Raw genomic sequence first — 15,611 nt, forward strand, 5'->3', positions numbered from 1 at the left:
GGGAACAACCCGGAGCTCGGCGTCTGGATCTCGACCAAGGGGGGAGCGAACTCGGGAAAAACGTCGACCGGCATGTGATAGAGCTGGGTCAGGCCGGCGACCATCAGGCAAAGCGCCGTGGCCACGACGATCCAGCGGAAACGCATGCTTGCTGCGATGATCGCGCGGATCATGGCTTAGGCCCCTCCGCCACCCATCACTCGCCTTCGCCGACGCCGAACTCGGCGCCTTGCATCTCAGGAACTCCGACCGTGACGACTTCCTCGCCGGCCTCGAGCCCGCGCGTGAGATAGATGTAGTCTCCGTCCATGAAATCGATTTCGACGGATTTGCGCAGAAAGCTGTCCGTGGCTCCCTTCACATAGACCCAAGGGTGACCGTGGGCGTCGTAGGTCATCGCCGAATGCGGGATGGCCAGCCGAGGTCCTGCGGATTCTCCCAGACGCGTGACTTGGAGCTCGCGGACCGGCTCGGTTTGGACATCGAGATGGGCGAGCGCCTCTTCGGTGAAAGTCAGGGTCTTTGCGTCGGTGCCGGGCGTATCCTCGACCTGCACGGCCTCGTCGCCACCGCCCTCTTCTTCGTCTTCCGCGGCGAGGCCATGCACCGGCAGCATTAGAAATCCGGCCACGACCAGCGAGACGGCGATTGCGAGTTTGTTGCGGCGCTGCATGTTCATTCAGGGAGCGGATCAGGCTCGGCGCTGTAATTGATGCTTGCGCAGATCGCCGGAAGGACGAGAAGGGTGAACAATGTCGCGCTGACCAGGCCGCCTAAAATGACGGCGGCCAGCGAATGCAAGAGCTCCAATCCGGCGACGTTTCCAGCCAAAGCGAAGGGGAGAAGTGCGGCCGCCGTCACCAATGCGGATGCGGCAATCGGCAAAGCGAGGTCGCGGGCTCCGCGCAGCATCAGCGTCCCCTTGGCCTCTGTTGGTTCTCTTGCCGCGAGGGACTGGGCATGACGAATGAGCGCGATGTCGTTGCGCACCGAGAAGGTGAAGACCGCGAGCAGGCCCATCAACGCCGCGAAAGACATGACGCTGCCGCCGAGAGCGGCGACCAGGATGCCGCCGGCGAGCGCCGCCGGCAGGGTGGCGAAGACGAGAAAGGCCAACCGCCAGCTCGACAACGCGGCCTGCAAGAACAGGAGAATAAGAGCGGCTGCGGCGATGATTGGGCCGAGCAGGCGCCACTTTCCGCCGACCCAGCCTCCGCCTTCCTCTACCATTTCGGCATGATATTCCTCGGGCATCTTCACTTGCTGGATCGCATTTTCGATTTCCGATCGCACCGAGCGCAAATTGCGATCGTCAACGGTCACGTTCACATCGACGTAACGGGAAACCGCGTCGCGGTTGATCACGAGTTCGGCCGGTTTGATGCGCACGGATGCGACATCGCCCAATCGCACGCTACTGCCGTCCGGCGCATCGATCAGAAGTTCGCTGACATCGGTGAGACTTTGGCGGATGTCCGGCTTGCCCCACACGACAACGCTGAAGACTTTCTGGTCCTGGAACAGGCTGCCGACCAGGATGCGGCCGAGAAGCGTGGACGCGGCGCGGCGAACGTCTCCGGGCCTCAGCCCATGCTGTTCCGCCTTGGCGAGATCGGTTTCGATCTCGATGGCCGGCGCCTCCACGCGCGGCGCCACAACCGCGGCGGTCACACCGGGCTGTCCCTTGAGGGCGTTGGCGATTTCGAGCGCCTTCTCGCGAATGACCGGCTCCTCGGCGCCAAAGACACGCACGGTCATCCGGTCCGACGGCTCGACAAGCTTGTTGCTGACACTGCCCTGCAAATAGGTCTGATGGTTTTGAACCACGCCCACATAGCCCTTGGTAACGTCGCGCACCTGTGCAACGGTCTGGGCGTAGTCGGCGTTGGGATCGAGACTGATCCACAATTGCCCCTCATAAGGGCCCGGAATCGTCCGGGAAGTCACCGCGCGACCGAGCGAGCTTGACACCTTGATCACGCCCGGGATGGCGCGCAGCTCGTCGCTGGCGCGGGAGGTGATGCGGTTCATCTCTTCGAGCGAGGTCCCGGGGCGGGTCGACCAATCGATCAGGACGTCACGCTCCTTGAACTCGGGCAACGCCGACCGGCTCAATAGCGGCCATGCCGCGACAATGGCGAGCACGGTGACGATGCCGAGAGCGCCATAGACGAGGCCCTGGCGATTCATGCTGCTTCTAACCGCGGCCTCTTGGCGGGCGCCGAGCCAATCGGCCAAGCGTGATCGCCTCCGCTCTTGTGGCTGATCGAGTAGCATCGAGCTCAGCACCGCGGTCACTGTCAGGGCCACCACCAGCGAGGCCAGCAGCGCCACCGAATAGGCCAGTACCAAAGGCTTGAAGAACAATCCCGCGAGGCCGCCCATGACCAAGAACGGCATGATGGCGAGCAGGCCGATCAGCGTCGCATAGATGATCGGCGTGCGTGCCTCCAGCGAGGCCTCAAGAATGATCGAAGCGGTTGCCCGAACGTCTCCCGACGCGCGCCGCTCGCGCAGATATTGCGCGATTTTCCCAACGTCGATGATGGCGTCGTCAACGATGGCGGCCAAGGCGATCACCAATCCCGCCAGGACCATGACGTTCATCGTCGTTCCGAGCAGATACAGCACGAGCAGCGTCGCGACGAACGATAGCGAAATCGCGACAAGGCTGATCACCGCCACGCGCCACTCATAAAGGAGGGCGAAGAGCAAGGCGATCATCAGCACGCCGCCGGCGAGCAGCGTCCAGGAGAGGTTGGTCAGCGCCGTCTGGATGAAGGTCGCCGGCCGGAAGACATGCGTGTCGACCTCTACCCCCGGAAGACCCGGCTTGAGCGAGGCAAGCGCGGCATCGACGCCGCGCGTCACGTCGAGCGTGTTACCCCAGGGAAACTTGTCCACCACCAGCAGGAGCCCTGGGCGCCCATTGATGATTGCATCGCCGATCAGCGGCTGATGGCCCTCCACGACATCGGCGACATCGCCCAATTTGCGCATGTTGCCGGCCTTGTCCTGGAACGTCACCTTGGAAAGGTCGCTGGCGGTGACAATCGGCAGAACGTGCCGGACGCCGAGTCTTTGATTCGGCGTGTCGATCCATCCGCCGGTTCCCGGCGTCGAGGCCTCCAGATAGCTCAATGGCGACTCCCACAAGGCCTCGCCCGCGCTATTGACCACCTCTTCGAGGGCGACGCCCTGGATGTTGAGCTGCTGGGGATTTACCCGAACCTGCAACTCGCGGTCGCGCAGGCCCCAAATCGAGACATTGGCCACGCCCGGCACACCCATCAGCCTTGGGCTTATCGTCCAGCGCGCCAAGATCGAGAGTTGCACGGTCGAGAGCTTGTCGGACATGAGCCCGATGGCCATGACCTTGCTGGTCGACGACAGCGGAGGCAGCATGACCGGGGGCAGCGAAACGTTCGGCAGGGCCTTTGCCTGGGTCAGCCGCTCCTGCACCATCTGGCGCGCGGCCATCAGATCGGTGCCCGGCTCGAAGTTCAGCCGGATCGAGGACAGCCCGTCGATGGTCTGAGACTGGATGCTCTGCAGCCAGGGCACGCCGTTGAGGAGATCGGCCTCCAACCCAACGGTGAGCATTCCCTCGGCCTCTTCGGCCGACAAGCCAAGCGCCTCGGTCTGGATTTCGACATAGGGTGTGGAGAATTCTGGAAGGGCGTCGACGGTGACGTCCCGGAGCTTCAGCAGCCCGAACACGAAAACCAGCAACGCCACGCCGAGCACCAGAGACTTGGTGCGCAGGCTCCACTCAACGATTGAACGCAACGCGGGCCTCAACCAAACTGCCAAATTTTGGCGACAAGCATGCCACAGTTTCGCCGCGACTATGCCACGTTCTCTCGCGCCCGTCTACGCAAGCGCGCATTGCTGCTTAAGGTTGTTTGAATCGAATGATGCTTTACCGAAGGTTTCGTCGCGGGATATCGGCTACGATCTCGTCGTCAGCGCTTCGTCAGAAGGCCAAGCTCGCATTCAGCTTTCCGGTCACGTTCGGCGTGGCCTCGGTGAGGCCGAAAAGAACGCCGCCGTCGATCGCGAAGGTGCGTTCGTCCGACAGCTCCTTTTCGTAATAGATGACCGGGCCGATCCTGTGCTCCTGAAAATCGATGCCAGGCGAGTCGGCGATATTCGGTACCACACCAAATCCCTCGATGCCGAGGGCAAGGCGCTCACTCACGCTGGCTTTGGCCTGCCACTGGTAGGTAAATTCCGTTCCCTCTTCGTGGTTTCGGCCAAAGCTTTTCTCCAAATACGTATTGAAGATCAGCGATGCCTTGTCGTGGCCGAATTGGATGATCGGGCCGAAGGTCGCGGAGTTGGTCTCGTCGTGATGCACGCCCCATTCGACTTCGCTGAACCAAGCAAGTGTCAGGAGCTTTCCAACCTCGACCGGGAACCACACGCTCTCGATGCCGGCGACCGTCGCGTGGAAGTTGTCGCCATCCGGCTTGTCGAAATCAACCAATGGGGACAGGCTCAGCCACTTGGTCACGCCGTAGGTGTATTCGAGCTCCATGCTGTAGCGTATGGGATCGGCATTGACCGGAAAGCCGTTCTGAACCGCGGCGTTGACCTCGACCTCCTGCGCGCCCTTTTCGACCTCGGGCTCATCGACGGAGAAAACGTCGGCCAAAGCAGCACCGGGCATCCCTAATAGTGAGGCGCTGAAGGCCAGCAAGTACCAACGTTTCATAGCGTGATTTCCAGGAAAGCGTGTTGCCCACCCAACGCAACGTCGGCACTACGACACGTTAATCAGGACTATCCAAATCAAGAACGACAATCACCACCCAGAATTGCATCCCGGGCCGGATTCTTGGCAACTATGGCTTGAATGTCACAGTACCGAGCGTGAAAAAGGAGTTCGCAAAGCTCCTCTAACGACCGGCGTGAGCGTCAGCGCCGGCGAGCTCGGCCGCTCCCACCGTAACCACCTCGGTGCCCGCTGGCGGGCCGTCGCTCAAAACTGCCATGCCTTGATTGATGTCTTCAACCGTGACGGGCTGCCTCACGAATTCCAGCGGCTTCGGACTTACATAGACCGAAGGATTGCCGCTCGGGTCATAGAAGATCGCAGAGTAGGGGACGACGCGCTTCGGAACATCGCTCCCCGGCGCGGCGAGCTTGACGCCGACGCGCTGGCCGGGTGTAAGGCCATGTTGCGTCCCGCCGCGGATCTTGAAGTAGAGCGTGTTCGCCGCCGACCCGGCTCCGGCGCTGATCTCGATGCGTTTTGCTCTGAGCGGCTCATCTTCGTCGAAATCGCCCGGGGCCAAGATTTCCGCATCGTCCTCGTCGTCATATTGGCCGGCGTCGTCGTCGTCGTCGTCATCCGGATTTTTGTCGAGCAAAACCAGCACCCGCAATGGGCTTCCCTGGCTTTGCGGGCCGTTCGGCGCCGGCTGCGGGACAGGCCCGGAGGCAGCCGCATCGCCGCCCGGTTCAGAGGACGGCTTTGCCACCGACTCATCCTCAACTTCGCCGATGACCGTCATCTGGCGCAGAACCTTTTCCTCGCGCACCGGCGTGGTCTGCACACCGAGACGTTTGGCTTCGCGCTCATCCAACACGATGGGTTGGGCGTCAGGGACGTCGGGACTCTCCACCTTCGACAACTGGGCCAATGGGGCTGCCGAGGCGGTTGGGACGACGGCCAAAACCGCGAGCACCGCCATGATCGGCGCACCGGCTAGAACATGGGTCTTATCGCTTCGCATTTGGCGCACTCCCGGGATTTCTCCCTGTTACGAATGAGTGAGACGTCCGCGCGCGCCCACGCGAACATCGCATGGCGCCGCTGGTAACTTGGTGAAGGTCAGGAGGGTCTGAGGAAATTGTGTCGATGAAGCTTCGGCTCGGAGATTCGAAGCCAAGGTCCCGAACTGCTTTATGAGAGGGCGCGCAGCCTGAGCGACATCGGTCCGGACGCCTATATGGCGGGAGGCCAGAGACTGGAACTGCTGCGTTTACAGAACCTGCGAGCGCCGCGAGCGGGTCGCTCGAACTCAGAAGCCAACTCACAAGACGACACCTCCCAGCGGAACTCGCGCTGAGAACAGAGGACAGGAGCCGTCGGATGTGGGCCCCAGCCCCCAACAGCTACCAATGCGACACTATACCAGGAGTTGTTGCTTAAATCTATGAACGCCCGGGCCGTGACCGTTCGATTTCACACAATGGTGAAAGTTGCGCTTAACATTTGGTAGCCGGAGAGAGGTTTCTGGACCGGTGGCTGAGGCACCCGGGCCGCGCGGGGGTTAAAAATCGACGATCGCGCCGGTCATGACCGTCTGGAACGGGTCGAGCGGGACCGCGCCAACCCCGGCGCCCCGACGGGTACTCAAGTCGATATCCGGTTCATAGTGCCGATAGGCTGTGTAGAGCTGCATTTCGGCGCTCTTCACGAATTGAACGACACCGAGCCCCCAGATCGTGGCGTTGCTGCCCGAGACGAGGCAGGCACTGCGAGCGCTCGCACACACCGCGTCCTCATCGATACCAGCCAGCGCCGACACTGCCTCCTCGTCGGCGTCGCGACCGAGAAACTGGTTGAAACTTCCATATTCAGCGTAGAAGGCGGTTTTGCCCAACCGGTTCAGATTGCGTTGCCAGCCGAGCTTAAAATAATAGAACCAGGAGTCGTTCGGCCGGCCCACCTCATCGTCATTGAATCGCACCGAGCTCGTGAATTTGCGGCGCGCCGCGGCGCCGGTCAGGCTGATGCCTGAGGGTTTGTGCAGCACCGAAAGCGAGCCCGCAACCGTTCGGTTGTTTGGTTCGGAGGCGGTGCCCGTGGCGAGCAGGTTCGCTTCCGCTGCTGCCTGGTCCGCCGGAACGTCGCGAATATCGAAAAGTCCGACCGTTCCGGAAATGTGAAAGATCTTCAGCAGGCCGGTCTGCGCCGGGTAGGCGCCAGAGTCCTTCTCCATGGGTTCGGCCTCGGCAAGCTCGGGGTTCTCTTCAGAGTCCTCCTCAGGCTCGCTCACCCAGTTCAACGCGAGCTGCCATTCATCGTCCATGCCATACGTCGCATTCGCCTCGAAACCGTGGTAGAGCGGCGTGTCGTAGCGCACGATGCTGCCGTCGATCCCGGGCAAATGGTCGATGAGATCGCCCCAAACCACTGGGAGGAGACCGGGGACGCCGCGCAAATTCGACCGGCGCAGGAAAAAACCGCCGCCGATATCCTCGACCCCCGAATAAGCTGCGGTTGCCGTATCGGAGAGATCGTCCTCGGTCAGATCCTCGATATTCTCGCCAGTGCCGCCGACGAATCCCCAGGTGAGTTGACCGGCCTTTCTGTGCCGCATCCAAATCTGGCTTTCATCAATCTTCAGCTCTTTTGGAATGTCGTCGTCGAATTGGTTCACGTCTCCTGATCCCGCGCCCTGCACATTGATCTCAATGTGAAAGCCAGCCGACCAATTGGCTCTATTGAAATGCTCGGCCTCGCCGGTGATCTCGATCTTTGAACCTTCGCCGTCATTGGTGACGACATAGGAATCGGTGTTCTGCCCGTCGTCCCAAGAGAGAATGGCGCGGCTCACCGCGCCGGCCATCTCTACATTGACCTTGCGGTTGCCCTTGCCGACGACAGTCGCCTCGAGCTGGGCGATGCGGGCTTCGAGGTCGCCGCAACAGTCGGCGTCCGCAGCATATGCCAATTCGGGAACGAAAACGGCCATGGCGGCGAGGGCGCACGCCAAGGCTGCATGCCAGAACTGCTCGTGCAGACGGGCAACCACCATTCAGCTCGTTCCCCAGGACTTTCAAACATTGGGCACACGCACACGCCACTGATACTCGTCTGCCGACTACGCACATCTGGCGCGCGGGGGGTGAGGCATCAAACACTAGAACTGGCAAATTAGCCATATTGGCGGGATTGCTCCTGCCAAAATGGGCCGGCTTGTTACCCAGAATCCCCACTCGGCAGGAAAAATGCCTTTCGGCACGAGGCTCGAGCCGATTCCCAAGCAAATTCGGATTGCGCAGTGAGCGTTGGACGTTCGCTGGCCAATCGGAACCCGAGGTCAAAAATCCGCCAGTGGATCAACCGTATTCGAGAGGAGACATGCGGTATTGGCGCGGTCGTGCTAAATTCGGGGATCGGGGGATCGCATCGAGACTGGTTTTCGTGAGGATCCTGCCATGAAGAACACTCTAAAATTCAGCGTGTTGCTTTTCGCGGGCGCGCTTCTCGTCTGGGGAGCGGGGATCACGTTCGCGCTTGCCCAAGAGGAACAGGCGATAAAATGCGGTAAAGTTCCGGCCGCGGTGACCGCCGCCTTCAAGACGGCATACCCCAAGGCGACTATTCGCGACTGCTCGAAGGAGGTCGAAAAAGACAAGGTCGCATATGAGATCTCCAGCATCGAGAACAAGACCCACCGAGACATTCTCTATTATGAGGATGGGACGGTGATCGTTGTTGAGGAAGCCATCCCCGCCGGCGACCTTCCCGAGCCGGTGCGGCTCGCAATCGGCAAGAAATACCCAAGAGGGCCCATCACTTTGGCGGAAAGGCTCACCCGCAATTCGGCAGTCACCTATGAAGTTCGTCTGAAGAACAAGGGCAAGACGCTCGAGCTCATCTATGACCCGGAAGGCAAGGAAGTGCCCGACTGAACCGCGCGAAGCGGCGCAACACTTTCAAGGCTTTGGTTTGGCGAAGCGAATTCCCTCAAAGCTTTCCCTAGGCTGTCGCTGCGGCCCGCAGATTCGGTTGAATTTCGGGATTTCCGCGCGCCTTGCGCGATTTTGGTTAGCTGTGGCCCGTCTGCACTACCCCGATAGGTCCGGCTTGGTGTGAAATCCACCTTGGGCCGAGTCTGACGCCCGGCGCGGGGGTATGCGCTGGGCGGGGGAGAGGGATGCGCCTTTATTTTCGCGGCCGCAGGGTTCGCAGCGTCAGCCGTTACACCGGGCGGAAGGTGGCGTCGCGCAGCCGCCGCACGTTGCGGCCTGATTTTCTCGCGCGACTGAACCAGGCCGACCGCGCATCGCTTCTCTTCAGCACGGCGCTCGCCTCGACGCTCATCATCGGCACGCTGTTCGCGCCGACTCCCGCCGCGGCCGTCAACTGCCCGCAGCCTCCTGGTGGACCGATCGCCATCAACACCAATGTGGCGCCGATCACCTGCATCAACGTCTTTGACATCACCAACAATGCCGGCGACGCCATCAATCTCCATACCGACGGCAACGCCAACTACATCACTCTCTACAACAGCGGCGTCCTCACCGCGTCCGATGACGGCATCGACACCAGCACCACCGGCAACAACGGTTTCATCACCATCGAGAATGTCGGCGACATCACCGCCGGCGAGAAAGGCATTTTCGCCACGACCTCCGGCGACGCCAACGGTGCCTACAGCAACGCCGGCATCGACATCACCAACTCGGGTGACATCGTCTCCAACGGTACGGTGAATGCCGGCGCGATCTACACCGCAACCCTCGGCAGCGCCAACGGCGCCTACAGCAACACCGGTATCGACATCGACAATTCCGGCGACCTCACCGCAGAGCGCGCCGGGATCGTCGCCGGGACGTTCGGTGATGCCAACGGTGCCGGGAGCAACGCCGGCATCGACATCGACAATTCCGGCGCCATCGCTTCCGGGGTCCATGGCATTTATGCCCGAACCAATGGCAGCGCCAACGGTGCTTACAGCACTTCGGGTGTCAGTATCCAAAACTCGGGTGATATTACCGCCGGCAATAATGGCCTTTACGGCGCAAGCTATGGCAGTGCCAATGGCGCTTACAGCAACAGCGGCGTCAGCATCACCAACTCAGGTAAACTTACCGCTGCCCACGCCGGTATCTACGCCATATCGCTCTATTCGAGCGCCAACGGTGCCCACAGCAACACGGGCATCGCCATCACCAATTCCGGAGATATCGCTGCTACATACGGCATTTTGGCCTTGGCATACACCGACGCCAACGGTGTCTCCAGTACCAGCGGCATCGAGGTCCACAATGACGGCGCTATCAATGCCAGCAGCATTGGCATTTTCGCTGTCGGTCGCGGCTACGCCAATGGAGCCTTCAGCAGCAGCGCCGTGAGCGTCGATAATAAGGGCGATATCACCGCAGGCTTCGAGGGCATCGACGCCGAAACCTTCTACAGCGCCGAGGGAGCTAACAGCGACAGCGGCGTCGCGGTTTCCAATACCGGCAATATCTCGACGGGCGGCGGCGACGGCATTTACGCTCAAACTTTCGGCGATGCCAACGGCACGGGTAGCAACAGCGGCATCGACATCGACAATGAGGGCGACGTCAAAGCTGGCTCCAGCGGCATTTTCGCTCGAACCTATGGCAGCGCCAACGGCTTCGGCAGCAACGCCGGCATCCATATCGACAACGAGGGCGATATCACCGCTGGCGATTTCGGCATCGAAGCCCAAGCCTTTGGGACGAACGCGCCCGTCACCATCGACAATGACGGCGACATCGTCGCCGCGTTGAACGAGCCAACCAACCCGCCGAGCTATGCCGACGGCATCTACGCCTTCACCGCCGGAGCGAACTCGCCGATCACCATTCACAACCAAGGCGACATCAACGTCTATGGCGCCTTCGTGCCCCTGCCTCCCCCCTACTCGGACCAGTCGGCCGGCGACTATGACGCCATGTACGCCGTCAGTGTCGGCGGCCACAGCGGCATCACCGTCATCAACCGCGGGCACCTCACCACGCAATATGGCGAGGTCATCGACATTCGCACCTATGGCGGTGTCGCCGATCCTCCCATACCGCCGAGCGACCCCGTGCCGGACGATCTCAAGGTCGGGCCGACCTACAGCCCGGTCACCGTCATCAACTATGGGGACATCGATTCAGGCGACGACGGGATCGAGATCTGCACCTCCGGCTTGCGCAATACCAATTGCCGCGGCGGCGGCGGCAACAGCCCCGTCCTCGTCAAGAACTACGGCCACATCAACGCGAACTACGTCGATATCGATGCCGTGACCTACGGGCCCAACAGTCCGATCACCTTCTACAATTTCGGCGACACCGTCGCCGGCGAAGAGGCGCTCGATTCCGAGACCTCCGGCGACAACAGCCCTATTTTCATCATCAACCGCGGGAACCTGGACGCCGGCATCGACGGCATCTCCGGCAATACGAGCGCCTATGCCCAAGGCGACGACAGCCCGGTCACCATCAGAAACTACGGCGACATCGTAGCCGGCGAGACCGGCATTTACGCGCACACGGGTCAAAATTTCCCAAGCGCGCGCAGCCCGATCAACATCTATACAAGCGGGACGGTGGTTGCCGCCTATAACGGCATTTATGCCGTCACCGACGGCCCCGATAGTCCGATCACGATCGTCAATACCGGCAACCTGACCGGCGGCAACGAGAGCGCGTATGGCGATACCTTTGCCGGCATCTATGCGGCGACCGACGGCGACAGCGACATCACCATCGTCAACACCGGATCGATTTCGGCCGTCTCGGGGCTTGCCATCGATACCGAAGGCGGCGCGACGGAGATCGTCAACGAGGGCCTGATCACCGGCCGCGTCGATCTGACCGAGGAGGATGACAGCTTCGACAACTCCGGAACCTTCGAGGCGCGCGGCGAAAGCGATTTCGGCGACGGCGAAGACGTGTTCAGCAACAGCGGCGTGGTGCATGCACTCGGCGAGACGTCTTTCGTCAATCTCGAGGTGTTCGCAAACGCCGGACTGATCAGCATGGTCGACGGCAACCCGCGCGACGTGTTCACGATCGATCCTCCGAGCGGCGTCGCCTTTATTGCGCTTTCGGGCAGCCAGTTGGCAGTCGACGCCAAGCTCGGCGGTCCCGGCTCCAAGGCCGACCTTCTGGTGATCGACGGCGATGTCGACGGCAAGACCAGGGTCAGTGTGAACAACGCGGGCGGCGCGGGTGCCTTCAACAGGACCGGCATTCCGGTCGTCGAGGTGACGGGGTCGGTCGGGCCCAAGGACTTCGTCCTCAAGGGCGGCCCGGTCGATGCCGGCTTCTTCCGCTACGACCTCGTCTTCGAACCTGGCGATCCCAACACATTCGCACTTAGAAGCGCCATCGGACAAAATGCCTTCGTGCTGCCGCAGCTCACCACGGCGATGCAGGAACTCTGGCATTCGACCTCCGATACCTGGTTCGACCGGACCGCCGACCTTCGCATGGCGCTCTATGGCGCGCCTGGAATGGCCGCGTTGGCGCCGACGGGATCCAAGCTCGACGAAGCAGCGCCAGCGCCCGGCTATCAGAACATCTATCCCGGGCTCTGGGCCCGCGGATCCTTCGGCGAGCTGAGCCGAGACGCGAGCGTCAACTTCTCGAGCTTCGGGCCGACGACGGCACATCTCAATCGCGATCAGCGCACCGGAGACTTCCAGGCCGGCGTCGATTTTGGCACGCGCGATGTGCTCGGCCCTGGCGATGCGTTGATCTTCGGCATGCTCGGCGGCTTCGTCGTGTCGGAGCTCGACTACGATCGGCTCGCCCAGAGCTTCGACCTCACTGGCGGCCAGGTCGGTGCCTATGCCACCTATCTCAATGGCGGGCTGTTCCTCGACACGCTGTTCAAGGCCGATTTCGTCGGCCTCGATCCCAAGAACACGGTCGGCTTCGCCGGATCGCTCGACGCCCAGAATTTCGGCGTGAGGCTCGATTCCGGCTATCGCTTCGGCGGCTTCGGCCCAGGCATGTTCTTCGAGCCTCTGGCAACGATCGGCGTCGTCGACAGCGAGATCGACAACTTCACGCAAGGCGGCAACAAAGTGAACTTCGACGACGGCACCAGCGTGCGCGGGCGTCTCGGGCTCCGCCTCGGCGCGAGCGTCAAGGCCGGCCAGATGACGGTCGAACCGTTTTTGATCGGCAGCATCTGGCACGAATTCGAGGATAGCAACAACGCCACGCTCTTGAGCTCAGGCACCCAATTCAGCCTGGCCGACAATTTCCAAGATACTTGGGGCGAGGTGAGCGCCGGCATCAATCTGTTCAATATCGGCGCCGGCGCCTCGGGCTTCGGCAAGGTCGATGTCACCTTTGGCGACGATATCGACGGCGTAGGCGGACAGGTCGGCGTGCGCTACAAGTGGTAACGGGCTAAATTTCTCCCGCAGCCCTCGCGTCCGCATTCTCAGAGGTTACGCGTTGACGCCTCCGGCCAAGACGGCATCTTCCCGCAAAAAGAAGTCCGAGCGAGCTCACAAGTAAGTGCGGACTCGGAGGCGTCCCACTACCGGGCCAACCGAGAGCCTGCCGGACGCCATCCCGGAAAACGCTCGAGGCGGCTACTGGGCCAGATTGATCATGCGCAAGAAGCTGGTTGCCTATTGTCTTGTCGGAGTCAGCGTTGGACTCTTGCTGACCGCAACGGCCTTCCGGCATTCGCAGAGTTTTGCGTCGAGCGCAAACGCCCCTGCTCCGAAAATTTCCCAAGTAATCCATGACGGCAATACTACGTTTCTTCGGGGTGAACTCGCCTATGTCGGAGCGCTGCCACTGCATGACAGGGAGTCGACCGAGCGCAAGATGGCCACGATACTCGAACCCGCGCTCGCGCCATTTCACCTGAAGCCGAACGAGCTCAAGCTTCGCAAGCTGAACACCGATGAAACCGGCTCACACCACCTTCGCTACCGCCAAGTCATCGATGGCTTGGAGGTCATAGGGGGTGATTTCGTGGTTCACGTAAATGCGCAGGGGATGATCTATGCGATCAATGGCACGGCGCATGGCAAACTTCCTACCGGCCTCGGCATGCGAGACATCGGCGTGAGCGCGGCTCGCAAGTACGTCGAAAAGAATCCACTCTTCCTTGACATGTCGTTTTCAACACCTCGACCGGTCTTCTTCGCCGACTTTGAGGGCGAGACATTCAAGGCATACGAATTCGTTGCCGAGGGCAAACGCGGTCCTGACCCGGTGCGTGACAAGGTTTACGTCGATGTACACAGCGGAACAATTGTCGGTGTGCATCCCCAGATCCAATTCTTGAAGAACCGAAGCGTACATAGCTCAAACAACGGCACTAACCTCCCCGGGTCTTTGATCCGCTCAGAGGGTCAAGCGGCAACCGGCGACGTGGACGTCAATGCTGCGTATGATGGCGCCAGCGACACATATGAAGCGTACAAGAATTTCTGGAATCGGGATTCATTCGACAATGCCGGCGCAAAGATCATCAGCAGCGTTCACTACGGCAACAAATTTTGCAACTCGGGGTGGAACGGCACACAGCTGTTTTTTGGTGACGGTGACGCAGCTTATGGCTGCTTGCCGTTGGCCCGGGGAATTGATGTCGTGGCTCACGAGTTCACTCACGCGCTAACTGAGAGTGAGTCGGGCCTCATCTATAGCGGCGAGTCGGGCGGCGTGAACGAGGCGATGTCCGACATTTTTGGTGCTTTCACCGAGGCGTGGGTTGAGGGCAATAGGACCGGGTCGCTCGTCGTTTCTGGCGATGTTTGGAAGGTGGGCGAAGACGTCCTGCCGCCTGCGCTCCGCTACATGAACGATCCAGTGGCGGATGGCGTCTCCCTTGATTTCTGGACGAGCACGGCCGGTACCGTGGACGTCCGATACAGCTCGGGCATTGCCAATCTCGCTTTTTACTTGATGTCTCAGGGAGGCACACATCCGCGAGGAAAGTCTTCGATCGTCGTAACCGGAATCGGCATGGCCAAGGCGATTCGGGTATTTTACAAGGCCAATGTCGACATCCTGACCTCGAACTCCAAATTTAGCGCAGCGAGGTTCGCCTGCGAACAAGCGGCGAGCGAACTTGGGTTCACAGCCGCCGAGCAAGCCGCCGTAGGGGATGCCTGGCAAGCGGTTGGCGTTGCCGCTGCACCCCCACCCCCACTACCTCCACCACCTCCTCCACCGCCCCCAATCATCACCCTAACGAACGGCGTCCCGGTGAATGGGATCAGCGATGTTGCGGCTGGCGAGCGGTTCTACAAGCTCGACGTACCGGCCGCTCAGACCAGCGTGCGTTTTACTTTGAGCGGTGGCACGGGGGATGCCGATCTTTATACGCGCCTGGGGAGCCTGCCAACGACCTCAAGTTACACATGCCGACCCTACCGGACGGGCAACAATGAGACTTGCACTATTTCCGCTCCGAGTGCGGGCAGCTATTACGTCATGTTGAGGGGGTATGCCGCCTATGCTAATACGAAACTCACTGGGCTGTATCAGACGGGAATCAGCGTTCCTTTCACTGAGATGAACCTCTCAGGTTCGACGGGCACCAGTCGAGTATGGAATGTTACGCCGGGACCCGGCAAGCACCTGACCGTTGCGATCAGCGGCGGCATGGGTGACGCGGATCTTTATACGCGTTTCGGCGCACCGCCGACGACCGTTGGTTACGATTGCCGACCCTACCTATACTCTAACAACGAAAGCTGCACAGTTCTGAGCACTGTCGCCGGCAGCTACCACATCATGCTGCGAGCCTACACATCCTTTTCCGGCGTTACGCTCAAGGTGACCTTCTAAGCCGCACCCCATTGATCGAGCACGGACACACCGTCACCCACATTGCCATCTTTCTGATGCGCACCGAAACAGTTCTG

Annotated in this window: 9 protein-coding genes; 3 read left to right on the forward strand and 6 right to left on the reverse strand. The window is 60.9% G+C overall.

Translation table 11 applies throughout. The features are described from left to right. From ACREC7_RS08685 to ACREC7_RS08710, 6 genes are all read right to left on the reverse strand, one after another. Window positions 1–173, reverse strand: a 173-nt coding sequence (locus tag ACREC7_RS08685; RefSeq protein ID WP_431555301.1) for an efflux RND transporter permease subunit, incomplete at its 3' end; no start/stop codon positions are given. Between the two features lie 23 nt (window positions 174–196). Then, window positions 197–679 carry a hypothetical protein gene (locus ACREC7_RS08690; protein WP_431555286.1) on the reverse strand — a complete coding sequence of 161 codons (483 nt, stop codon included), beginning with the start codon at window positions 677–679 and terminating at the stop codon, window positions 197–199. Further along, window positions 676–3,789: an efflux RND transporter permease subunit gene (locus ACREC7_RS08695; RefSeq protein ID WP_431555287.1), complete on the reverse strand. Its 3,114-nt coding sequence runs from the start codon at window positions 3,787–3,789 to the stop codon at window positions 676–678. The genes ACREC7_RS08690 and ACREC7_RS08695 overlap by 4 nt, the downstream gene beginning before the upstream one ends. A 187-nt stretch (window positions 3,790–3,976) precedes the next feature. After that, window positions 3,977–4,702, reverse strand: a complete 726-nt coding sequence (locus ACREC7_RS08700) for a hypothetical protein (RefSeq protein WP_431555288.1) — start codon at window positions 4,700–4,702, stop codon at window positions 3,977–3,979. A gap of 199 nt (window positions 4,703–4,901) precedes the next feature. Then, on the reverse strand, window positions 4,902–5,741 hold the full coding sequence (locus ACREC7_RS08705; protein WP_431555289.1) for a hypothetical protein: 840 nt from the start codon (window positions 5,739–5,741) through the stop codon (window positions 4,902–4,904). Between the two features lie 540 nt (window positions 5,742–6,281). Further along, on the reverse strand, window positions 6,282–7,772 hold the full coding sequence (locus ACREC7_RS08710; RefSeq protein ID WP_431555290.1) for a porin: 1,491 nt from the start codon (window positions 7,770–7,772) through the stop codon (window positions 6,282–6,284). Window positions 7,773–8,175: 403 nt separating this feature from the next. On the opposite strand from ACREC7_RS08710, the gene ACREC7_RS08715 reads away from it, so the two are divergent. The 3 genes from ACREC7_RS08715 to ACREC7_RS08725 all read left to right on the forward strand — a co-directional run bounded on the left by ACREC7_RS08715 (window position 8,176) and on the right by ACREC7_RS08725 (window position 15,534). Beyond that, the gene (locus ACREC7_RS08715) at window positions 8,176–8,652 is read left to right on the forward strand and encodes a PepSY-like domain-containing protein (protein WP_431555291.1); all 477 of its coding nucleotides are present in this window, start codon (window positions 8,176–8,178) and stop codon (window positions 8,650–8,652) included. Window positions 8,653–8,897: 245 nt separating this feature from the next. Next, window positions 8,898–13,127: an autotransporter domain-containing protein gene (locus ACREC7_RS08720; RefSeq protein WP_431555292.1), complete on the forward strand. Its 4,230-nt coding sequence runs from the start codon at window positions 8,898–8,900 to the stop codon at window positions 13,125–13,127. Between the two features lie 211 nt (window positions 13,128–13,338). Further along, the gene (locus tag ACREC7_RS08725; protein ID WP_431555293.1) at window positions 13,339–15,534 is read left to right on the forward strand and encodes a M4 family metallopeptidase; all 2,196 of its coding nucleotides are present in this window, start codon (window positions 13,339–13,341) and stop codon (window positions 15,532–15,534) included. Window positions 15,535–15,611 lie beyond the last annotated feature (77 nt).

Origin of the sequence: Methyloceanibacter sp. (assembly GCF_050728395.1) — a bacterium.
Taxonomy (GTDB): domain Bacteria; phylum Pseudomonadota; class Alphaproteobacteria; order Rhizobiales; family Methyloligellaceae; genus Methyloceanibacter.

Coding starts and splice junctions, on each gene's coding strand:
- ACREC7_RS08725 (WP_431555293.1), top strand. CDS start 13,339: ATGCGCAAGAAGCTGGTTGCCTATTGTCTTGTCGGAGTCAGCGTTGGA.
- ACREC7_RS08715 (WP_431555291.1), top strand. CDS start 8,176: ATGAAGAACACTCTAAAATTCAGCGTGTTGCTTTTCGCGGGCGCGCTT.
- ACREC7_RS08690 (WP_431555286.1), bottom strand. CDS start 679: ATGAACATGCAGCGCCGCAACAAACTCGCAATCGCCGTCTCGCTGGTC.
- ACREC7_RS08705 (WP_431555289.1), bottom strand. CDS start 5,741: ATGCGAAGCGATAAGACCCATGTTCTAGCCGGTGCGCCGATCATGGCG.
- ACREC7_RS08720 (WP_431555292.1), top strand. CDS start 8,898: ATGCGCCTTTATTTTCGCGGCCGCAGGGTTCGCAGCGTCAGCCGTTAC.
- ACREC7_RS08710 (WP_431555290.1), bottom strand. CDS start 7,772: ATGGTGGTTGCCCGTCTGCACGAGCAGTTCTGGCATGCAGCCTTGGCG.